Raw genomic sequence first — 22,352 nt, forward strand, 5'->3', positions numbered from 1 at the left:
CGGGTATTCCTAAGCACTTCCTAAAAAGCGAATGCTCCAAACTAATTTAGGAGGTTGGGCACTTGTTAGATGTTAATAATTTTGAGTATATGAAAATCGGTCTGGCATCTCCAGATAAAATTCGTTCATGGTCTCATGGTGAAGTAAAAAAACCTGAAACCATCAACTACAGAACGCTGAAACCAGAACGTGACGGCTTATTCTGTGAAAGAATTTTTGGACCAATGAAAGACTGGGAATGTTCTTGTGGTAAATACAAACGTGTGCGCTATAAAGGCGTAGTTTGTGACCGTTGTGGAGTAGAAGTAACGAAATCAAAAGTGCGCCGTGAACGTATGGGCCATATTGAACTCGCAGCTCCTGTATCCCACATCTGGTACTTCAAAGGAATTCCAAGCCGTATGGGTCTTGTTATGGATATGTCACCACGTGCATTAGAAGAAATTATCTACTTTGCATCATATGTGGTTACAGAACCAGGCGATACTCCACTTGAAAAGAAACAACTTTTATCTGAACGTGAATACCGCGTTTATCGCGAAAAATATGGTAAAGGTTTCTCCGCTGGTATGGGAGCAGAAGCAATTAAAAAAATTCTATCCGATATCGACTTAGAAAAAGAAACAAATGATTTAAAAGAAGAACTAAAATCTGCACAAGGTCAACGTCGTACTCGTGCAATTCGTCGTTTAGAAGTTATGGAAGCTTTCCGTAACTCAGGAAACAATCCAAGCTGGATGGTGCTTGACGTATTACCAGTTATCCCACCAGAAATTCGTCCAATGGTACAACTTGAAGGTGGCCGTTTTGCAACAAGTGATTTGAATGACTTATATCGTCGGGTAATCAACCGGAACAACCGTTTGAAACGCCTACTTGATTTAGGTGCGCCAAACATTATCGTGCAAAATGAAAAACGGATGCTACAAGAAGCTGTTGATGCATTAATTGACAACGGTCGTCGTGGTCGTCCAGTAACTGGTCCAGGTAATCGTCCGCTTAAATCCCTTTCTCATATGCTTAAAGGGAAACAAGGTCGTTTCCGTCAAAACTTACTAGGTAAACGTGTCGATTATTCTGGTCGTTCCGTTATCGTAGTTGGACCTAACCTAAAAATGTACCAATGTGGTCTTCCAAAAGAAATGGCACTTGAATTATTCAAACCATTTGTAATGAAAGAACTAGTTGGACGCGGCTTAGCGCACAACATTAAGAGTGCTAAACGTAAAATCGAACGTATGTCACCAGAAATTTGGGACGTATTAGAAGAAGTTATCCGTGAACATCCGGTATTACTTAACCGGGCACCTACTCTTCACAGACTTGGTATTCAAGCATTTGAGCCAACTCTAGTTGAAGGTCGCGCAATTCGTCTTCACCCTCTTGTATGTACAGCTTACAACGCTGACTTTGATGGTGACCAAATGGCGGTTCACGTTCCTTTATCCGCAGAAGCACAAGCAGAAGCTCGTATTCTAATGCTTGCAGCTCAAAACATTTTGAACCCTAAAGATGGTAAACCAGTTGTAACACCTTCCCAAGATATGGTGCTAGGTAACTACTACCTTACTTTAGAACGTGAAAATGCTGTTGGTGAAGGTACTATCTTCAAAGATATCAATGAAGCGCAACTTGCATATCAAAACGGTTATGTACACTTACATTCACGTATTGCTGTATTTGCTGGTTCGATTCCAAATGAACGTTTCACTGATGAACAACGCAATCAATTATTAATTACGACTGTTGGTAAACTTATTTTCAATACAATTTTACCTAAATCGTTCCCTTATATTAATGAACCAACGAAATTCAACTTAGAAATCGAAACACCATCGAAATATTTCGTTGATACAACAACAGATGTTCGTGCTCATATTGCGGCACAAGAACTAATTGATCCATTCAAGAAGAAAATCCTTGGTAACATTATCGCGGAAGTCTTCAAGAAATTCCATATTACTGAAACTTCTAAAATGCTTGACCGTATGAAAGATCTTGGCTTCAAGATTTCGACTAAGGCCGGCATGACAGTAGGTATTGCGGATATCTTAACACTTGAAGAAAAACATGAAATTCTTGAAAAAGCACATGATACTGTTGAAAAAATCACTAAATCATTCCGTCGTGGTTTGATTACAGATGATGAAAGATACGAACGCGTTATCGCTGTATGGAATGCTGCTAAAGACGAAATCCAAGGCAAACTGATCTTGAGTTTAGATCGCTTAAACCCAATCTTCATGATGCAAGATTCCGGAGCTCGTGGTAATATTTCCAACTTTACACAGCTTGCAGGTATGCGTGGACTGATGGCTGACCCATCCGGACGTATCGTAGAATTGCCGATTACATCTAACTTCCGTGAAGGTTTAACGGTCTTAGAGTATTTCATTTCTACCCATGGTGCGCGTAAAGGTCTTACTGATACAGCCCTTAAAACTGCCGATTCTGGTTACCTTACTCGTCGTCTTGTTGACGTGGCTCAAGATGTTATCATTCGTGAAGACGATTGTGGCACTGACCGCGGTCTTACAATTAAAGCCATTCGTGAAGGTACTGAAATCATTGAACCACTTGAAGAACGTCTAGAAGGTCGTTATTCTCGTAAAACTATTCGTCACCCAGAAACAAAAGAAGTTATTGCTCGTGAAAATGACTTAATTACAGAAGCAATTGCAACTCAAATCGTTGAAGCTGGAATTGAAGAAGTAACTATTCGTTCTGCCTTCACATGTAATACTAAACATGGTGTATGTAAAAAATGTTATGGTAAAAACTTGGCAACTGGTACAGAAGTCGAAGTTGGAGAAGCAGTTGGTATCATCGCTGCCCAATCTATCGGGGAACCAGGAACTCAGCTTACTATGCGTACATTCCATACAGGTGGGGTTGCCGGAGACGATATCACGCAAGGTCTTCCACGTATTCAAGAAATCTTTGAAGCACGTAATCCGAAAGGGCAAGCTATCATCACTGAAGTTGGTGGTGAAGTAGTTTCTATCGAAGAAGGTCGTGATCGTCAACAAGAAATCACTATCCAAGGTACAGATGACCGCCGTTCTTACAACATTCCTTACACTGCTCGCCTGCGCGTAGAAGAAGGAACAATTGTTGAACGTGGGGAAGCTCTGACAGAAGGTTCTGTTGATCCTAAAGCCTTGATCCGTGTTCGTGACGTTTTATCCGTTCAAGAATATCTACTTGCTGAAGTACAAAAAGTTTACCGTATGCAAGGGGTAGAAATTGGCGATAAACACGTTGAAGTTATGGTTCGTCAAATGTTACGTAAAATCCGCGTAATGGATACTGGTGATACAAACATCTTGCCAGGTACATTAATGGATATTCATACGTTTACAGAAGCCAACCGTGAGGCTATCTTAAGTGGTAGCCAACCAGCAACAGGTCGTCCAGTTCTTCTAGGGATTACAAAAGCTTCCCTTGAAACTGATTCCTTCTTGTCTGCTGCATCATTCCAAGAAACAACTCGTGTCTTGACAGATGCTGCAATCAAAGGAAAACGTGACGAACTTCTAGGACTTAAAGAAAATGTTATCCTAGGTAAACTTGTTCCAGCTGGTACAGGTATTGGTCGTTACCGCAAACTGAAATCCGAAGTTATTAAAGAAACAGCTGAAGTAACTGACGAAATCACAAATATTTAATTTTTTAAGCCAAGTGTACCATTCGCGTACACTTGGCTTTTTTTGTTATACTTTTAAAAAAGGAGTGAAGTGATTTGATTACACATGTTATTTGGGATATGGGCGAAACATTAAATACTGTGCCAAACTCAAGATACGACCATCACCCTCTTGATACTTATCCGGAAGTAGTGCTTCGTAAAGATGCTATAGAAACACTTGAGAAAGTAAAGCAACTCGGATTCAAACAAGCCATTCTGAGCAATACTGCAACAAGTGACACAGAAGTGATTAAACGCGTGCTAACAAATTTTGGCATTATTGATTATTTTGACTTCATTTACGCATCCAATTCTGAACTACAACCAGGAAAAATGGAAAAGCCAGATAAAACTATTTTTGACTTTACCTTAAATGAGCTTAATATTGATAAAACAGCAGCGGTAATGGTCGGAAACACATTCGAAAGTGATATTATTGGAGCGAACCGTGCGGGTATCCATGCTATTTGGTTGCAAAATCCAGAAGTCTGTCTTCAAGAAGAGCGTTTGCCTCTTGTCGCTCCGCCATTTGTTATACCAGTTTGGGACTTAGCAGATGTTCCCGAAGCTCTTTTATTATTAAACAAAATTTCTTCTTGACCTGTAATGCATTACATAGATTAAACTTGAAAAGTAGAAGAAATTAGCCGGAAGGGGCGAAAGAAATGACTGAAGTGAAAAAACAATTTCCAAAAGGATTTTTATGGGGTGGAGCAACTGCTGCAAACCAAGTTGAAGGCGCTTACGATTTAGATGGTAAAGGCCTTTCCACAGCAGATATGGTAAAATTCATTCCGAAAGAAGAACGCACACAAGACCACGCATTAGATGTATCTAAAGCTGAAATCGAGGCAATTATCGCAGGGAAAGTAGATGCAAGATTCCCTAAACGTGAAGGCGTTGATTTTTATCATCATTATAAAGAAGACATTGCCTTATTTGCCGAAATGGGCTTTAAAACTTTCCGTCTATCATTAAACTGGGCGCGAATTTTCCCGAATGGTGATGACAAAGAGCCAAATGAAAAAGGCCTTGAATTTTATGATAAAGTGTTTGATGAATTATTAAAATATGACATCGAGCCACTTGTGACACTTTCTCACTATGAAACGCCTTTAAACCTTACTTTAAAATATAACGGTTGGGCTGATCGTCGTGTTATCGGATTTTTCACGAATTATGCAGAAACAGTTTTTAAACGTTATAAAAATAAAGTAAAATATTGGTTAACTTTTAACGAAATCAATGTTATTTCACTTAGCGCATACACTGGTGGCGGGGTGCTTTTAGAGGATGCGAAAAACCCGCTGGAAGTTTCTTACCAAGCGGCTCATCACCAATTTGTAGCTAGTGCACTTGCGACAAAATTAGCTCATGAAATTATTCCAGGCGCACAAGTCGGTTGTATGTTAGCTCGTATGGCAACATATCCTGCGACGAATAATCCTGATGACATCTTAAAAGCGCAATATGAAAATCAACAAAACCTATTCTTCACAGATGTTCACGCTCGCGGAGAATATCCAAGCTTCATGAACCGTTTCTTCCAAGAGAACGACATTCAAATCGTAAAAGAAATTGGCGATGATGAAATTCTAAAAGCACATACCGTTGATTTCATCTCATTCAGTTATTACATGTCCTTGTCCGCAACAGCTAGTCCAGAAGGCGACCGCTCTGCTGGGAACTTAATGGGCGGCGTGAAAAATGAATACCTTGAATCATCTGATTGGGGTTGGCAAATTGATCCTAAAGGTTTACGCTGGACATTAAACGATTTGTATAGTCGTTATGAATTACCACTTTTCATTGTAGAAAATGGTTTAGGTGCATATGATAAAGTGGAAGAAGATGGCAAAATCCATGATGATTACCGAATTGAATACTTGCGCAAACACATCGAACAAATGAAAGAAGCAATTGCTGATGGCGTAGACCTAATTGGCTACACAAGCTGGGGCCCAATCGACCTAGTAAGTGCCTCCACAAGCGAAATGTCTAAACGCTACGGCTTCATCTACGTAGACCAAGATGACTGGGGCAAAGGAACACTAGAACGTTCTCGCAAAGATTCCTTCTTCTGGTATAAAAAAGTAATTGAAACAAATGGTGAAGATTTAGACTAATAGAAAAATCGCAGTCCCACTTAGGTGGGGCTGTTTTTTTTGCGAATCTAAAAGTGGATTATATATCATTTACGGATAATAAAGTTTGAAAATACCAAAAAATAGCAAAAAATTCTAAAAATAATGATTAAATTTACCTATATTGTATTGAAGTTCACAATCTCCTATGATATAATTTTTCAGATGAATGAAGAGCGAACAATATGAAAAAAAGTGTGGAAGGGTTAATTATTTTAGCTGTTGCTAGCTTAATTGTTTCTATAGTTGGAGTATCTGTATCAGTAATACAACAGAGATATTATGTACGGGGAGTAGATTCTAGTTATCAGTGGAAAAGCGCATTTCAAAAAAATCAATCTGTGTGCGCAATTGCTACAAAAAGACACTGGACAAAGGGCAGTGTCAAATATGGTGTAAACCAAACATTAGGAACACCCAAGACAAAATATAGCATTTATTCTAAAAAAGATAATCAAGCATATAAGTTGATGTATAGTAATGGTTATACGTCAAAGAATAACACATATTATGGAGAATACTACGGGCATTATGCAATGGGGAAAGAAAAATATTCGTATAAGTTAGAAAAAAGAAATAATAAAAATGTGAAATCTCAATTAATTGTAGATTTATTTGTAATGTAGTTACATCATAGGCTCTTTATTCATCTAGAAAATAAAAGGATAAATTAATTTGGATATAACTAAAAACGGAATATACATAATTGTTGGCGTAAACGGGGCTGGAAAAACGACATTAGCAAAAAAAATACTAGCATCTAATAGAAATATTTGTTGTATGATGAAACAAGATGATAATCAAATATTAGAGCATGAAACTGTGTTGACGAATATTACTATGAATGAGATTTCGGATGAACGAGCTATTAATTTCTTGAAAGAAAAGCAATTAGAATATTTATTAACCAAAAAAAGTAAATTTTTAAGCGGTGGTGAAAAAAGGCTAATTAATCTTTTGAGAGTAGTTTTGTCAAATCAGGAAGTATTGATATTAGATGAGCCATCTAATGATTTAGATATGGATGTTTTTGATAAAGCAAAAGAAATAATCTATCAAGCAGCTAAGAACAAAATAGTTCTCCTAATCACACATGATGATCGCTTTATTAAATATGACAAAAAATTAGAAGTTACAAAAAGTAAAATATATGATACAAATGAAAAAAAATATGTTGATGATATTCACTTTAAACAAGAAGGGGTAAATGAACGAACTATTAAAATAAAACCTAGAAAAACGTATTTCTTGTATATCTTTTATCTGTTATGCATGACGATTTTTTTTATTTTTTTAGTTAGCTTATTAGCAGCAAATAATGAAGAAACAAAGCCAACAAGTAAAAAAGGGACATATCAGCTCGCAACTCTTTATAGTGCTAATGCTTCTTCCTATGACAATATTGAAGCCATTAATACAATGCTTATACAATCAGCAACGAAATGGAATAAAGCAAAATATTTTGATGTAGAAAAACGTATTAATGAAGATGAGTATTATGAAGAAGCGATTAATTTGAAAAAAGATACTTACCAAGACTTAATATTTTTGGAGTTTTATAATCCGGAAACAAAAGAATTTATGAATATTCAAGCATTAACGATGGAATATTTACAACAAAACTTAAAACTTAAAGAAAATGTAGAACTTATTAGTGACGATGAAAATTACTATAAAAATAGCGAGAATCCGTCTTTTTATTTAGCAGACAATATAGTTTTAACACAAGAGAAAATAACCCAAATAGAGTCTTGGGGTTATAAGATTCGTACTAGTGATACTTTGGAACCAAATCAGATAGAAGTAGATTTTAATCCTGCTTTATATTCGAAAATTTTAGCAAAAATCAATCAAAGTGATGTTTTGATTACAGAAGCTCGTGTTAAATTAAAAGAAAAAGCTTCATTTTATGACTTTGTAGCAGATAACAAATTATACGCTAAAAAAATGTTTATTAAAGGATATGAGCCTGAGTTATTAAATGCAGAGATTAATCAATATAGTAATACAATGAATTTAATAAAAAAAGTATTACTTATTATTAGTTTGCTATTATTATTGCTCCTAATTTTACTATTCATGTATGAGGCTAATTACAAGAATAGTTATAGTACTTTGGCTTATTACGGTTACAATAAGAAAGAGTTACTTGAACATAGAAAAAAAGCATACCTAACAACAAAATTCAAAATTTTTTCAATCATTACTACGTTTATTTATATGATAATAATGTGGATTTTTGTTCATTCGTTAATTAACATAACAATTATAGGCGTGACAACTTTATTCTACGCACTTGTGTATATCATTACCCCTTCAACCATTAAATACAACATCAGAAAGGCAATTATATGACTAAAATAAATAAATTTAGTATTTTTTCTATCAAAGAACCAGGAATATATACTATTGGCGGAGTTAACGGAAGTGGAAAAACAACTTTTATTGAAAATGAATTAAAAGATAATACAACAAAAGCAAAAGATGTAGCTTATTTTTCACAAAAAAACTGGAAATATAAAACAACAGTAGAGAAATATTTGCATTTTCCAAAAACAAACCCTCAGTTGGTAGAAAAGTATTGTGAGGCGTTCTCAATTGATAGTTATTGCTTAGACAAAGATATTCAATCATTAAGTGGCGGCGAGTTTGTTAAAGTAGAGTTAGTTAGAACATTATCTTTAGATGCCCCCATACTAGTTTTCGATGAGCCTACTAATAACCTAGATAATGGTTCTTCGGAGACGTTGGCCAACATCTTAAGCGAACTATCTAAAACGAAAATAATTTATTTAGTGAGCCATGATGCACGCCTTGGAAACTTATTTGAGAAAACTATTCTTATAAATAAACTAGAAATTGAAGTTTCACCTTTAATTCCATTAAAGAATAAGGACATACCGATAAGGGAAAAGAATGTAGTAGCGAATCGGAGAATTATCACCTACTTATTAAAATCAAAATTTAATTTTTTGATGTTGGCTTTGATTATAGTTTTGTCTATCTTATTAACTATTATCGTCTCTACTATTATTGCTCGCTCAGTTCCAATGGATGAGGAATTAGCAAGTGATTATAATTTTGAAATGTTGGATGTTGCGGAGAATTATTCTAGATATTTTAATATTGAAATGACTGATAATGAAATTGAAGATGAATTCCAAAAACCTAATCATCTCACTACAAATGAATTAATAAAACTGCAAGAAAAAAAATATGTTGAGCAAATTTATGTTGTAGATGAAAATTATATAAATGGACTTACTTTAGATGATTCCAAGTTCGAAGTTCTTGGGCTTCCGGAAATAATAACCAATTCACCTAGTTATATTAATGCATTCCCTGTGACTAAAATTCATTTAATCAAAGGACGTTTTCCAAAAGATGGTGCAAAGGAAATTGCATTATCTTATGGTAATTTAAAAAAGTTTTTCCAAGATGATTCAAGTGAAGAATCGTTTATAGGAAAGAAAGTGAAATTTGAAGGAGATTATTATAAGATTGTAGGTATTGTTAACTCACCTGTAGCTGCAATCTCTTACTCAAAACAAGCACAAAAATATGGTGCGGTGGAAGTTACGGATAAATCTGCTGAGAAGCTTAATAGTATATTGACAAATTTGGAAAAGCAAGGATATGACAATCCTAATTTCTATATTATTTCTATGAAGCTAGCTGATAAAGACCAACATGAACTATTAAGTTATTTAAAAAAACATGGACCTAGTTATCAATATAGTTCTAATTATATATATGGTGAGTTACAACTATCTTTCTATAAAGAAAACTTGAAAAAAATCATTCCTTTATCAGTAGTGTTTTCTCTTATTGTGGCTGGATTAATTCTCATCTTTGGAAGAAAATCATTTAGTTTAATTAATGGATTTTTAAATGATATGTCCAATTTGAATTTTAGACCTAGGGTGAACAAGGGGTTTATTTATTTGATAATGTTATTCGATTTTTTAATATGTATACCAGCATGTCTATTAGTAAATCAACTTATTATTGGACATAGTATTGGGATGATTATGCTACTGCCAACTTTAGTAATTTCGTTAATCATTTTTATGCTAACATTGCTATTCATGAGCTACCGGGATAAAAAGAATGATTTTAGAAATTTATAAGAGTTGGATTATAGTGCTTGTATTGCACGAACTGACGCACATATTCTTTGTGGTTCTTTTCAGAGGGAAAATAGATAAAGTGATAATTGGCAACTTTATTTTCCTTCACATAAAAAAAGTGGCTATTTCGCCCATTGTTATCAATTGTTCGGTGTCATTTGAAGAAGATAAGAATTGGGGTATAGTTAAACAAGCGCTTATTTTACTAATGCCAGCTATTGTGAATTTAACAATGGGTATATTGTTGGGCTATAATTTTATATTCATAAAAATTTTCAGCATATTTATTGGGATAAATTCATTGCTGCCAATTCCTTACTTACAAACAGATGGCTTTCTTATGTTTGAAGAGCTACAGAAAATTTATAAAAGACGTAAAAAAAGCCAGCAATAAATTTGTGAGCCTTTATTACACTTCTTTCTTTGTTTCCTCAAAAAAAATTAGGGAAAATATATGATGAATGATATAGAAAGAAGGCGTAAAATATGGATCAACAAAAAAAGATTCAAATTTTAAAGGACATGGTAAATATTGATTCGACTAATGGGCATGAAGAACAGGTTGCGAATTATTTACAGAAGTTGTTAGCTGAATATGGGATTGAATCTGAGAAAGTGCTGTATGATGAAGACAGGGCAAGTCTTGTTAGTGAAATAGGTTCTAGCGATGAGCAAGTTTTGGCTTTTTCAGGGCATATGGATGTGGTTGATGCAGGAGATGTGTCAAAATGGAAGTTTCCTCCTTTTGAAGCAACGGAGCAGGAAGGGAAAATATACGGCCGTGGTGCCACGGATATGAAGTCAGGTTTAGCAGCGATGGTCATTGCAATGATTGAGCTGCAAGAAGAAAAGCAAAAACTAAATGGGAAAATTAGATTATTAGCTACAGTTGGTGAAGAAGTTGGCGAACTTGGAGCAGAACAACTAACTCAAAAAGGTTATGCAGATGACTTAGATGGTTTAATTATTGGGGAACCAAGTGGACACCGAATTGTATATGCGCATAAAGGTTCGATTAATTATACCGTTAAATCTACTGGTAAAAATGCGCATAGTTCGATGCCAGAATATGGTGTGAATGCAATTGATAATTTGATGCTATTTTATAATGAAATAGAAAAATATGTTGCTTCCATCCACACTACAAATGAAATACTAGGTGATTTTATCCATAATGTCACAGTAATAAGTGGTGGAAACCAAGTCAATAGTATCCCAGAAAAAGCAGAACTACAAGGTAATATCCGTTCTATTCCAGAAGTAGATAACGAAACTTTGAAACGGCGAATTGTTGATATTGTAAATGAATTAAATAAAAAAGAACATGTACAGCTAGAGTTAATATTTGATTACGATAAACAACCTGTATTTAGTGACAGAAATTCAAGATTAGTTCATGTTGCGCGTGATGTTGCGAAAGGTATTATCAAGGAAGAGATACCGTTACTTGGAATTTCTGGAACAACAGATGCAGCCGAGTTTACTAAAGCTAAACATAAGTTCCCAGTAATTATCTTCGGCCCAGGGAATGAAACGCCACATCAAATAAATGAAAATGTCTCCATAGATAATTATTTAGAAATGGTAGATGTATATAAAAAAATTGCAGTAGAATATTTAAGTTAATTATAAAAAACCAATTTGATTTTGTGTCAAATTGGTTTTTTATTAGTTTCAATAAGTGAAAATACTTGCTTTTTAAACAGTTTAGTACTAAACTAAAATTATAAGAGGAGGCGACAACAATGGTAAGAAAAGAAGAACGGTTAGGAGTTTTACTTTGGTTTCGATTTAGTCGGTTTTATAATCGTAATATAAAGTTGACCAATCAAAACTTACGAGCAGCGGGGCTTTCAACAGCACAATTTGACTGCATTGCCCAAATAGGTTTGGACAACGAAATTACACAACAACAACTTGCCGAAAAATTAGTTGTGACAAAGGGAAATGTTACCCAACTCCTCGCGAAATTAGAGCAATTAGGTTATATAACGCGAACAAAGACAGGACGCGAAAAACATATTGCACTCACAGATAAAGGCCAAGCGTGTTACCGCGAAAATGTACCAAAACAAGAAGCTTTTCAACAATCTCAATTTGATAAATTAACAAGAGACGAACAAAAAGAACTACTTAAGCTATTAAAAAAACTAGGAGAGTGATTATTTATGAAATTATCAGGAATTCATCACGTATCTATTTTTACAGCGAATGCACGAGCTAACTTTGACTTCTATACAAAAATAATGGGACTGCGACTAGTCAAAAAATCGGTCAACCAAGATGATCCATATACCTACCATTTATACTACGGAGATGAAATTGGTTCTCCAGGGACAGCATTAACTTTTTTTGAAGTTCCAAATATGGCTAAAAACCATCCATCCCGCAATGCGATTTCTGAGATTAGCTTACGTGTGCCAAGTGATGAAGCCTTAAATTATTGGGATAAAAGACTTGATGAACATCGGATTTTTCATAGTAAAGCAATCGAACAATTTGGACGCAAAATTATTCGTTTAAAAGATACAGATGGCTTGCCAATTAATTTGATTTCTGATGAAACAAGTACTCAAGTAACAGACGTTTCCGCGTGGAAAGACAGTCCGGTTCCTGTAGAATATGCGATTCGTGGTCTCGGTCCGGTACGCTTCTCTGTATTCAAAAAAGAAAAAACAGACAATCTTTTGACCAAAGTATTAGGATTTGAACGAGTTGGTGCGTATGAGGAAAATGATAAATTGCTCACTGTTTTTAAAACGGGAGAAGTGGGACTTGGTGGTGAAGTGCATGTGGAATCGCGACCAGATTTAGACCAGGGAAATCTAGGTGCAGGTGGAATTCATCATGTAGCTTTCCGCGTTCCAACAGATAGTGATTTAATCGGCTGGACAGAAATGATACAAGACCTTGGCTACAAAAATTCAGGTTATGTGGATCGATTTTATTTTCATTCCCTTTATTTCCGCGAAAGTAATGGTATTTTAATCGAACTTGCAACGGACGAACCGGGTTTCCAAACAGATTTTTCAAAAGAACATGGCACTTATGTTGATTTACCACCACACTTAGAAAACCGCCGTGAAGATATTTTAGCGCATTTAAAACCACTTGATACAGATAAATAAATAAGAAAACCTTGAAAATATGCCTATTCATGATACAATTTTAGAAGAATGTGTAATTAGGAGGCAGAATTTTGGCAGAAGGTTTACGTACGATTTATTTTGTAAGGCACGGTAAAACAGAATGGAATATGACTGGACAAATGCAAGGCTGGGGAGATTCTCCTTTAGTTGCAGAAGGTATTGATGGCGCTAAAGCAGTCGGTGAAGTGTTGAAGGATACGAAGATTGACGCAGTTTATACAAGTACAAGTAAGCGCACGAAAGATACAGCAGCTTATATTCTTGGCAACCGCGAAATCGAAGTTCAACCACTGGAAGAGCTAAAAGAGATGAGCTTTGGAACGTGGGAAGGTATTACTGTAACGGAAATTGACGAAAAACATCCCGAAGAACGAGCAAAAATTCTTCATAGTCCAGAAACCTACAAAGCAGAAGTTAATGGTGGCGAGACTTATTATGAGCTTGCAGAACGACTACTTCAAGGTGTCGAAAAAATCATCGCTGAAAATCCAAGTGGGAATATTCTTGTAGTTTCTCACGGAATGTCGCTTACTTTATTATTATACTTGCTGCAAGGTGGAACCATTGAAGATCATCGCAAAGAAGCCCCAAGAATTTTGAACACAAGTATTAGCATCGTAGAATACCAAAACGGCGAATTCTCTCTTAAACAATTAAATGAAACTGGTCATTTAGACTTAAAATAAGTAATATCTTGGGCATATCTCATTTGGGGTATGTCCTAGATTTATAAGAGAGAGCTAGAAAAAGGGAGAAATAATACATATGAAAAGAATTGTCAAAATTTTTCTACATTATCTTTTAGGAATTTTAGGAATTATTTTAATCAGTTGTGTTCCCGCAATATTTAGTAAAGTAACATCGTGGTCATCAAGCACTTATTTGGAAGCCCTCAAGTCTATTTTTACTGCGATTTTACATCCGACCAAATGGGAAATTAGTTACCAAGGAAGTGCAGAAGTTTTTCATATATCTTTGCGTGATTTTATTACAGGCCCCTATTTTTACTCGATGAAAATAATTATCGCGAGCTTGCTTATATCTTTAATCATCGCATACATATTAGTTATAGCAACATTTCGTGGACCAAAGTGGTTGCGCCGTGGATTAAGCGGATTCCTATCAATACTTCAAGCATTTCCAGATTTTTCTTTTGTTTTTCTTATTCAAATGGCTGTTGTTTATATATACCAACAAACCGGAGTATTTACATTGAATTTTTACAGTTTAAACGGCGAGCAAATTTATGCTGCTCCAATCGTTTGCTTATCAATCATACCAATCGTACTCTTTTACAAAATGATGATGCTCCTCATGGAAAATGAATGGCAGGCTGATTATGTTCAATTAGCGCGAGGGAAAGGTTTAACCGATAGAGCTATATTAATGCGTCACGCTACACCCAATATGATGCAAAGCCTATTTTACCAATCAAAAACCATCGTTTGGTTTATATTAAGCGCCTATCTCGTTGTAGAATTTTTATTTGGCATCGAAGGCGTGCTTTATTATTTGCTAGCAGGATTTAGTCCATTAAATATTTTCCTAGTATTAGTGCTTGTTTTCACTCCATTTTACTTCTTTTACGCACTAATTGACCTATGGATTAGCCACGGGAAAAACACAGAAAGCGCAAATGTTACCAGAATTCCGTTACACTGGAATAGTTTTGAGCGTACTTTTACGGAAAAAGTAGATCTTAAAAGCAAATGGCAAAACATTGTAGTAACGACCGGGCAGCTCCTAAAACGCCCATCCTTCAGCATTCCGCTGGTAACGCTTAGCATCTTACTAATCGCAAGCCTCATTTACGGACTCATGGGAGACAAAATCAATTCGCTTAAATTCATTAGTGATGCGACCGGAAGAGTAACCGATATGGCGCCATTCAAGCCAAACGCACAAGTATGGTTAGGCACCGACCAAGCCGGCAACTCCATTCTCGACCAACTACTAGTCGGCATCAAATACACGCTACTTATCGCCGTCATCATCGCCACGCTTCGTGTTGTTATTGGCTACATTTTGGCAGTGCCGCTTGCGTTTTTCAGTAAGCCGCGAACCCGGAATTTTGTTCAAAGCATAGCTGACGGGATGCATTATTTACCACTTTCGCTACTTGTATTCATTATCATGGTCAATGAATTCATTAGCTACACAGGTGTTTTCGAAACCAGCTTATTTACTCGGATTAGTTTTCAAGTGTTAATCATGGTTGTCATCGTTTTACCAATTACAATTAATCGAATTAGCAGTGAAATTTCCCAAGTATTGAAAAAAGAATTCGTTCTGAGTGCGCTGGTTTTTGGTGGCAACGCACGCTGGATTTTATCGAAGCATATCAATCCGCAAATCTGGTCAAAATTAATTTTAATCTGGATTGAGCAACTCATTCAGACATTGCAGATGTTCGTGCACTTAGCTATCTTTGGGATTTTCATTGGTGGGGCAATCATGGGCGCTGATGACGGTATGCTTAACCCAGTTATCCCCGAATTATCTGGCTTAATCGCAAATGCCAAATTCGTTTTTGCTAACCACCAATTCTGGATAATTTTACCACCATTAATCGTATTTATGATTTTAATTCTCTGTTTCCAAGTGATGGCAAATTCGCTGTTGAAACGGGAAGAAGACAGTAAAAAAGCTTAGTTCTGAAAACGAATTAAGCTTTTTATTCATTCACATTCTTCAATGTATTGGTCTAAATATCTTTTCTTTTTAAAATGGTGATTTTGGATTCTATCTAGCTGATGTTGGTATTTAGTTAACATTTATAATTCTACTCCATTTGTTTCAATCATTTTTTTATACCAGCAAAAGCTGAAATCAGGGTGTTGTGATAAAGACGAAAGCAGCTACCAGCTTTGTATAAACTGGAGGGGGAAATTGTGTTTCTTTTGGTGGAAATATGAAATAAATTAAAAAGATAAGGAAACGATAAAAGTTTCCTTATCTTTTTTAGGAGGCTAAAAAACGTTGGATAATAAGATATCCTGCCCCATATAAAATAGCTTCTTCGCCTAGATGAGATTCTTTTATGGCGATATTTTTTGATGTAAAGGAGGTTAGCCTTGATTCGATTTGTTTTGTGAAATCTGGGATGAGGCGTGAAATCTCACTGTTAATAAAAATAATTTCTGGGTTATAGAGTGCGGTTAAATTTTGGATGCCAGTAGCTAAATAGCGAACCATATCATTAATCACTGCCATCGCTTCCTCTTCTTTTTCTGTAAAAGCACGACATAAATCAGTAACAAGCGCATTTTTATTTCCGGTGCGCGTTTGATAGGTATCTAAAATGTTTTTTTCGGAAGCGTAGCATTCAAGGCAGCCAGAAGCGCCGCATGGACAAGGTCGACCATTCTCAGTCACAATTTGCATATGTCCAATTTCTCCAGCATAGCCATTAATTCCAGTATAAAGCTCGTTGTTTAAAATAACACCACTACCAATTCCTGAATGAATACTGATGCTCACGAGGTTTGCATAGCTTTCTTCTTTTGTATGGTCAGAAACTGCTAAAAGATTGGCTTCATTTTCCAAATAAACCGGGCAGGCAAATTGTTCATGCAATGCACTTGAAAAATCCAAACCTGCTAAATCATAGGCCGGCGTAAATTGAATTTGATTGTCCAAAACAACACCATGAATGGCAATTAAAATACCAACAATGCCAAAAGGTGACTTCGGTAGGCTTGAGAGGAATACATCAAGTATATCTGAGATTTCTTGGATAATTGTTTCTCTCTTGATTACGATAAAGGGAAATAGTTCGCGCTTATAGGCGGTGCCGTCTAGGCGTTGTGCCATAACATCAATGTAATTATAGCCAATATCAACACTTACAGAAAAACCAGCTTTTGCATTAAGTTCAAGCATAATGGGTTTTCGTCCGCCCAGGTTTGTACTTTCACCAATGCCAACTTCATTTATTAATTTTTGCGCTATTAATTTTTTAACGATATCAGAAATGGTCGCTTTATTTAACCCAATAGTATCTGAAAGTAGAGCACGTGAGTGTGGTCCTTTTTGCGCAATTGTATTTAAAACGATTCGTTCGTTTGATTCTCGAATTACTGTACGATTAGTAAACATATGTTTCCCTCGCTTTCTCTTATTAGTTTAGCAAAAATACTTGACAAAAGAAACCGTATTCCTTTATATTATTGTTAGTTAGTTTATTATACTAACAAACTAAAAATAAAACTTTTGCAAATCTTAATGAATGGGAGGAAGAATCATGAAATTTACAGATGGTATTTGGCTCGTTAAAGAAGGTTACACAATCCATACACCAAAAGAAATTTTTGATTACAAAATGAAAGCGGATTCAATCGAGGTTTTTGCACCATTTAAAAAAATCGTTACTAGAGGCGATACGTTAAATTTAGGGATGATAACAACAAGCATTGAAGCACCTCAAAAAGATATTTTAAAAATTACCTTAACTCATCATGATGGTGAAAAAAAGAAGGGACCTGAATTTCCGGTTACAAAAAATAAAGTGGCGTTACAAACGACAGACGAAGAAGAGAAAATTATTATTCAGTCAGGTAACTTAAAAGCTGAACTTCATAAAAAGGAATATCAAATTTCATTTTTTGGAGATGATAGATTACTTACTTCATCTGATATAGGCGGTGCAGGATATGTTGAGTCTAATGAAGGAGCATTTATGCGGGAACGTCTGAACCTTTCTGTTGGGGAAAATATTTATGGTTTAGGTGAACGATTTACCAATTTTGTCAAAAACGGACAGACGGTTGATATTTGGAATAAGGACGGGGGAACAAGTAGTGACCAGTCATACAAAAATGTTCCTTTTTTCATTAGCAATAAAGGTTATGGTGTTTTTGTCAACCATCCGGAGCGTGTGTCTTTTGAAATCGGTACAGAACATGTTTCAAAAAATCAATTTAGTGTGGCGGGCGAAACATTAGAGTATTACATTATTTATGGTCCGACGATGGCTAACATTATACAAAAATATACTGATATTATGGGAAAACCGGCCTTACCGCCAGCTTGGTCGTTTGGTTTATGGCTAAGCACCTCGTTTTGTACGGATTACGATGAGGAAACGGTCAATCGCTTCATTGATGGAATGGGAGAGCGCGATATTCCGCTTGAAGTTTTCCATTTTGATTGTTTTTGGATGAAAGATTTTGAATGGTGTAATTTTGAATGGGATAAACGCGTTTTCCCGAATCCTGAAGCGATGTTAAAACGTTTGAAGGAAAAAGGCTTGAAAATATGTGTTTGGATAAACCCGTATATTGCACAAAAATCGCCTTTATTTTTAGAGGGAAAAGAAAACGGTTACTTTATTAAACGACATGATGGATCTGTATGGCAATGGGATTTGTGGCAGGGTGGACAAGCGGTTGTTGATTTTACAAATCCGGATGCTAAGGCTTGGTATTTATCAAAACTTGAAGCGCTAATGGATATGGGTGTTGATGCATTTAAAACGGATTTTGGTGAGCGAATTCCAACAGATGTAATTTATTTTGACGGTTCTGATCCAGAGAAAATGCACAATTATTATGCTTATCAGTATAACGAGGCAGTTTATGAACTTTTAGAACGTAAAAAGCCTGGAGAAGCGGTTGTTTTTGCAAGAGCAGCTACGGCGGGAAGTCAAAAATTCCCAGTTCATTGGGGCGGCGATTGTCTATCAACCTATGAGTCCATGGCAGAATCACTGCGTGGTGGTTTATCCTTTATGTTATCTGGTTTTAGTTTTTGGAGTCATGATATTGGCGGGTTTGAAGAAGGTGCGACACCAGATATCTATAAAAGATGGACCCAATTTGGACTTTTATCCTCCCATAGTCGTTACCACGGCAATGTAGAATACCGTGTTCCATGGGTGTTTGATGATGAAGCGACAGAAGTAACGCGCAAATTCACCAAACTAAAATTGCGCTTGATGCCGTATTTATATGCACATGCTGTATCTGCTCATCAAACGGGCGTTCCAATGATGCGTCCGATGGTGATGAGTTTCCCAGAAGATTTAACGGCTGGATCACTTGATAGACAATATATGCTTGGTGATTCTCTTCTTGTGGCACCTATTTTTAATCCTGTCGGTAGAGGCGAATTTTACTTACCAGAAGGAAAATGGACGAACATTCTAACAGAAAAAACTTATGAAGGAGAAAAATGGTATAGCGAAATTCACGATTATATGTCATTTCCGCTCCTAGCTAAAGAAAATAGCGTCATTGTGATGGGGACGGAAGACGAGCATGCTGAATACGATTATGCGGCAAATCCTGAAATTCATGTATATGGTTTTCTTGGCGAAGATATTTCTGTTGCGAAGGATATTTATTCCAAAACAGGAGAAAAAGTGGCTTATATTAAAGTGAGTAAAGAAGGGGAAAAAGTCTCTTTAGAAGTAGAAAATATAGAAAATTATTCGGTTGTATGGCATAAGCAAGTCTCAGATGAGATCGAGCGTTTTGAGGGGACAAAAAATCTTCGTTTACAATAAAACTTAAAAAAGTGAGGGTAATAAAATGGAAGCAACAGAACGTATAAAAGAAGCGGCGCCGTTAAAAGCAATGGTTCCTTGGAAAGAAAGAATTAGTTATGGCTTAAGTGACACAGCATGTAATTTAGCATTTCAAGTTATCGGAACATATTTAATGTTTTTTTATACTGATGTTTATGGCATAAGTGCGGCGGCGGTTGGGACACTATTTTTAGTCGCACGTGTGATTGATGCCTTTGACGGACCAATTATTGGGATTTTTATTGACCGTACACATACAAAATGGGGAAAAAGTAGGCCGTTTTTCTTATGGTTTTCCATTCCGTTTGGCTTAATGTGTGTCTTAACTTTTACAACCCCTGATTTAACGGACGGCGGAAAAATTGTTTGGGCTTATGTGACATATATTTTAGTTGGAATTTTCTATTCATGTGTAAATTTACCAATAACCTCTATTTTACCTAGTTTAACGAATAATCCAAAAGAACGGACTGTACTAGGCACCATTCGGCAATTTGGTGGCACGATAGGCCAAATCATCGTGACCGTTTTCACCTTGCCAATTGTGGCACTTTTAGGTTCAGGGGATCAGCAAAAAGGATTTTTCTTAACCATTTTACTTTTCTCAATAGTAGCGGTTGTTCTACTTTTAAATACTTTCGTAAATACCAAAGAGCGTATCACAAATGTTCAAAAAGTGGTGCGAGTGAAGGATAGCGTAAAAGCAATGAAACGTAACTGGCCTTGGATGATTATGATTTTAATGAACTTTATCTATTGGATGGCCATGACAATGAAAAATCAAACGACGGTTTATTTCTTTAAGTATAATCTTGGCCGGGAAGATTTAGTGCCGATTATTATGGCTCTTGCATTTGGATCACTTCTCACTCTGCTCTTTACACCAGCAGTAGCGAATCGTATGGGTAAAAGAAATACAATGGTCATGGGCTTAGTGCTTGCGATTATTGGTCAAATTATTATGGGCATTGGGGCGCATAACTTGAGCATTTCCATTATTATTTTTGGCGTTGTCATCAATGCGTTTGGAACTGGCTTTATCTCTGGATTATTGTCTGTTATGTTAGCCGACACAGTAGATTACGGTGAATGGAAAAACGGAGTACGCGCTCAAGGACTACTAACTTCTGCTTCTAGTTTTGGGGCGAAATTTGGTATGGGTATCGGTGGTGCGATGACGGCTGGAATTTTGGCTATGGGCGGTTATCAAGCAAACAAGACTCAAACTGCCGAGTCGCTTCGTGCTATTGAATTTAATTTCGTTTGGATTCCGATTATTGGCTTTGTAATTGCAGCGATTGCTCTATTTTTCTATCGTGCAGATAAACAAGAAAAACAATATTTAGTAGAGTTAGAAGAACGAAATCGTACGTTTCGGGAAAATGAAAAATAAAGGAGAGTATTATGACATATTTTAAACAAATTGAAAAAATAAATTATGAAGGTGTACAGTCAGGAAATCGGTTCGCCTTTAGACATTACAATCCGGAAGAAGTAGTTTTAGGGAAATCGATGAAGGAACATTTGCGCTTTGCAGTTGCTTATTGGCATACCATGACTCAAGATGGATCTGACCCGTTTGGTGCTGCGACGAATGTTCGCGATGTTTCTGGCAAAACAGAAATGGAGCTTGCGCGAAATCGTGTAGAGATGTTTTTTGAAATTTTAGAGAAGCTTGGCGTGGAATATTTTTGCTTTCATGACGTGGATATTGCGCCAGAAGGAAATTCTTTGCAAGAGTTTATGCGTAATTTGGATGAAATAACGGATTTAATTCAAGACAAAATGAAACAAACGGGGATTAAATTGTTATGGAATACGGCGAACCTTTTTACACATCCACGCTTTTTAAATGGTGCTGCTTCGACAAATAATGCAGATGTATACGCATTTTCAGCTGCTCAAATTAAAAAGGGACTCGATATTAGTAAAAAATTAGGTGGGAAAAATTATGTTTTTTGGGGTGGAAGAGAAGGTTATGAATCCCTCCTTAATACAGACATGGAGTTTGAACAAGCGAATATGGCACGAATGTATAAAATGGCGATTCGTTACGCAAACGAAATTGAACACGAGGTGCAGTTTCTAATTGAGCCGAAGCCAAAAGAACCAACAAAACATCAATACGATTTTGATGCCGCTACAACGATGGCTTTTTTACAAAAATACGGTCTTGAAAATGATTTTAAACTAAATTTAGAAGCGAATCACGCTACACTTGCTGGACACACATTTGAACATGAATTAAATGTGGCTAGAACTTATAATGCACTAGGGTCCATTGATGCCAACCAAGGGGACCTGCTTCTAGGCTGGGATACAGATGAATTTCCAACAAATATTTACGATACAACGCTTACTATGTATGAAATTCTTCAAAATGGCGGTATCGCACCAGGTGGAATTAATTTTGATGCCAAAGTTAGACGTACATCTTTTGAAATGGAAGACTTGTTACTGGCGCATATTGCTGGCATGGACACATATGCAAGAGGCTTAAAGGCAGCGGCAAAACTAACAGAAGATCACTTTTTTGATAAAATAAAAGAAGAACGGTATAGAAGTTTTAAGAAGGGAATTGGTGCACGCATTTTAGATAATCAGGAGGATTTTAAATCGCTAACTGAATATGCGTTAGCACATGATTCTATCCAAAACGAATCTAGCCATATCGAATATGTGAAGTCACGCTTGAACGATTATTTAGTATAAAGG

General features: G+C 36.1%; 16 protein-coding genes. 15 read left to right on the forward strand and 1 reads right to left on the reverse strand.

The genetic code is table 11. From position 1 onward, the window contains the following. Nucleotides 1–62 precede the first annotated feature (62 nt). The 12 genes from rpoC to LWE_RS01265 all read left to right on the forward strand — a co-directional run bounded on the left by rpoC (nucleotide 63) and on the right by LWE_RS01265 (nucleotide 15,763). On the forward strand, nucleotides 63–3,668 hold the full coding sequence (rpoC, locus tag LWE_RS01210) for a DNA-directed RNA polymerase subunit beta' (protein ID WP_011701087.1): 3,606 nt from the start codon (nucleotides 63–65) through the stop codon (nucleotides 3,666–3,668). 74 nt (nucleotides 3,669–3,742) lie between these two features. Continuing rightward, nucleotides 3,743–4,288: an HAD family hydrolase gene (locus LWE_RS01215; RefSeq protein WP_011701088.1), complete on the forward strand. Its 546-nt coding sequence runs from the start codon at nucleotides 3,743–3,745 to the stop codon at nucleotides 4,286–4,288. Nucleotides 4,289–4,353: 65 nt separating this feature from the next. Next, on the forward strand, nucleotides 4,354–5,814 hold the full coding sequence (locus LWE_RS01220; protein ID WP_011701089.1) for a glycoside hydrolase family 1 protein: 1,461 nt from the start codon (nucleotides 4,354–4,356) through the stop codon (nucleotides 5,812–5,814). A 203-nt stretch (nucleotides 5,815–6,017) separates the two neighbouring features. Continuing rightward, entirely contained in the window at nucleotides 6,018–6,458 is a 441-nt protein-coding gene (locus LWE_RS01225) for a hypothetical protein (RefSeq protein WP_011701090.1), read from the forward strand. A gap of 49 nt (nucleotides 6,459–6,507) precedes the next feature. Next, nucleotides 6,508–8,187 (forward strand): ATP-binding cassette domain-containing protein, encoded by a 1,680-nt coding sequence (locus LWE_RS01230; RefSeq protein ID WP_011701091.1) that lies wholly within the window; start codon nucleotides 6,508–6,510, stop codon nucleotides 8,185–8,187. Beyond that, a complete protein-coding gene (locus LWE_RS01235; protein WP_011701092.1) occupies nucleotides 8,184–9,962 on the forward strand; it encodes an ATP-binding cassette domain-containing protein in 1,779 nt (592 codons plus the stop codon). The genes LWE_RS01230 and LWE_RS01235 overlap by 4 nt, the downstream gene beginning before the upstream one ends. After that, the gene (locus LWE_RS01240; protein WP_011701093.1) at nucleotides 9,943–10,356 is read left to right on the forward strand and encodes a hypothetical protein; all 414 of its coding nucleotides are present in this window, start codon (nucleotides 9,943–9,945) and stop codon (nucleotides 10,354–10,356) included. Before LWE_RS01235 ends, LWE_RS01240 begins: the two co-directional genes overlap by 20 nt. 92 nt (nucleotides 10,357–10,448) lie before the next feature. Beyond that, nucleotides 10,449–11,588, forward strand: coding sequence for an ArgE/DapE family deacylase (locus LWE_RS01245; RefSeq protein ID WP_011701094.1), 1,140 nt, complete (start codon nucleotides 10,449–10,451; stop codon nucleotides 11,586–11,588). Nucleotides 11,589–11,707: 119 nt separating this feature from the next. Further along, nucleotides 11,708–12,124, forward strand: a complete 417-nt coding sequence (locus tag LWE_RS01250) for a MarR family winged helix-turn-helix transcriptional regulator (RefSeq protein WP_011701095.1) — start codon at nucleotides 11,708–11,710, stop codon at nucleotides 12,122–12,124. A gap of 6 nt (nucleotides 12,125–12,130) precedes the next feature. Beyond that, entirely contained in the window at nucleotides 12,131–13,090 is a 960-nt protein-coding gene (locus LWE_RS01255; RefSeq protein WP_011701096.1) for a ring-cleaving dioxygenase, read from the forward strand. Between the two features lie 71 nt (nucleotides 13,091–13,161). Next, nucleotides 13,162–13,797: a histidine phosphatase family protein gene (locus tag LWE_RS01260; protein WP_011701097.1), complete on the forward strand. Its 636-nt coding sequence runs from the start codon at nucleotides 13,162–13,164 to the stop codon at nucleotides 13,795–13,797. 79 nt (nucleotides 13,798–13,876) lie between these two features. Beyond that, the gene (locus LWE_RS01265) at nucleotides 13,877–15,763 is read left to right on the forward strand and encodes an ABC transporter permease subunit (RefSeq protein ID WP_011701098.1); all 1,887 of its coding nucleotides are present in this window, start codon (nucleotides 13,877–13,879) and stop codon (nucleotides 15,761–15,763) included. Nucleotides 15,764–16,072: 309 nt separating this feature from the next. On the opposite strand, the gene LWE_RS01270 is transcribed toward LWE_RS01265, so the two are convergent. Further along, nucleotides 16,073–17,209 carry an ROK family transcriptional regulator gene (locus tag LWE_RS01270; protein WP_011701099.1) on the reverse strand — a complete coding sequence of 379 codons (1,137 nt, stop codon included), beginning with the start codon at nucleotides 17,207–17,209 and terminating at the stop codon, nucleotides 16,073–16,075. A 145-nt stretch (nucleotides 17,210–17,354) separates the two neighbouring features. On the opposite strand from LWE_RS01270, the gene yicI reads away from it, so the two are divergent. Genes yicI through xylA form a run of 3 tightly spaced genes read left to right on the forward strand, consistent with a single transcriptional unit; the run spans nucleotide 17,355 to nucleotide 22,349 of the window. After that, nucleotides 17,355–19,616 (forward strand): alpha-xylosidase, encoded by a 2,262-nt coding sequence (gene yicI / locus LWE_RS01275; protein ID WP_011701100.1) that lies wholly within the window; start codon nucleotides 17,355–17,357, stop codon nucleotides 19,614–19,616. Nucleotides 19,617–19,641: 25 nt separating this feature from the next. After that, nucleotides 19,642–21,030 (forward strand): glycoside-pentoside-hexuronide (GPH):cation symporter, encoded by a 1,389-nt coding sequence (locus LWE_RS01280; protein ID WP_011701101.1) that lies wholly within the window; start codon nucleotides 19,642–19,644, stop codon nucleotides 21,028–21,030. A gap of 11 nt (nucleotides 21,031–21,041) precedes the next feature. Then, nucleotides 21,042–22,349, forward strand: coding sequence for a xylose isomerase (gene xylA / locus LWE_RS01285; protein WP_011701102.1), 1,308 nt, complete (start codon nucleotides 21,042–21,044; stop codon nucleotides 22,347–22,349). The last annotated feature ends 3 nt before the right edge of the window (nucleotides 22,350–22,352 follow it).

It is taken from the genome of Listeria welshimeri serovar 6b str. SLCC5334, assembly GCF_000060285.1.
GTDB classification, from domain to species: Bacteria; Bacillota; Bacilli; order Lactobacillales; family Listeriaceae; genus Listeria; species Listeria welshimeri.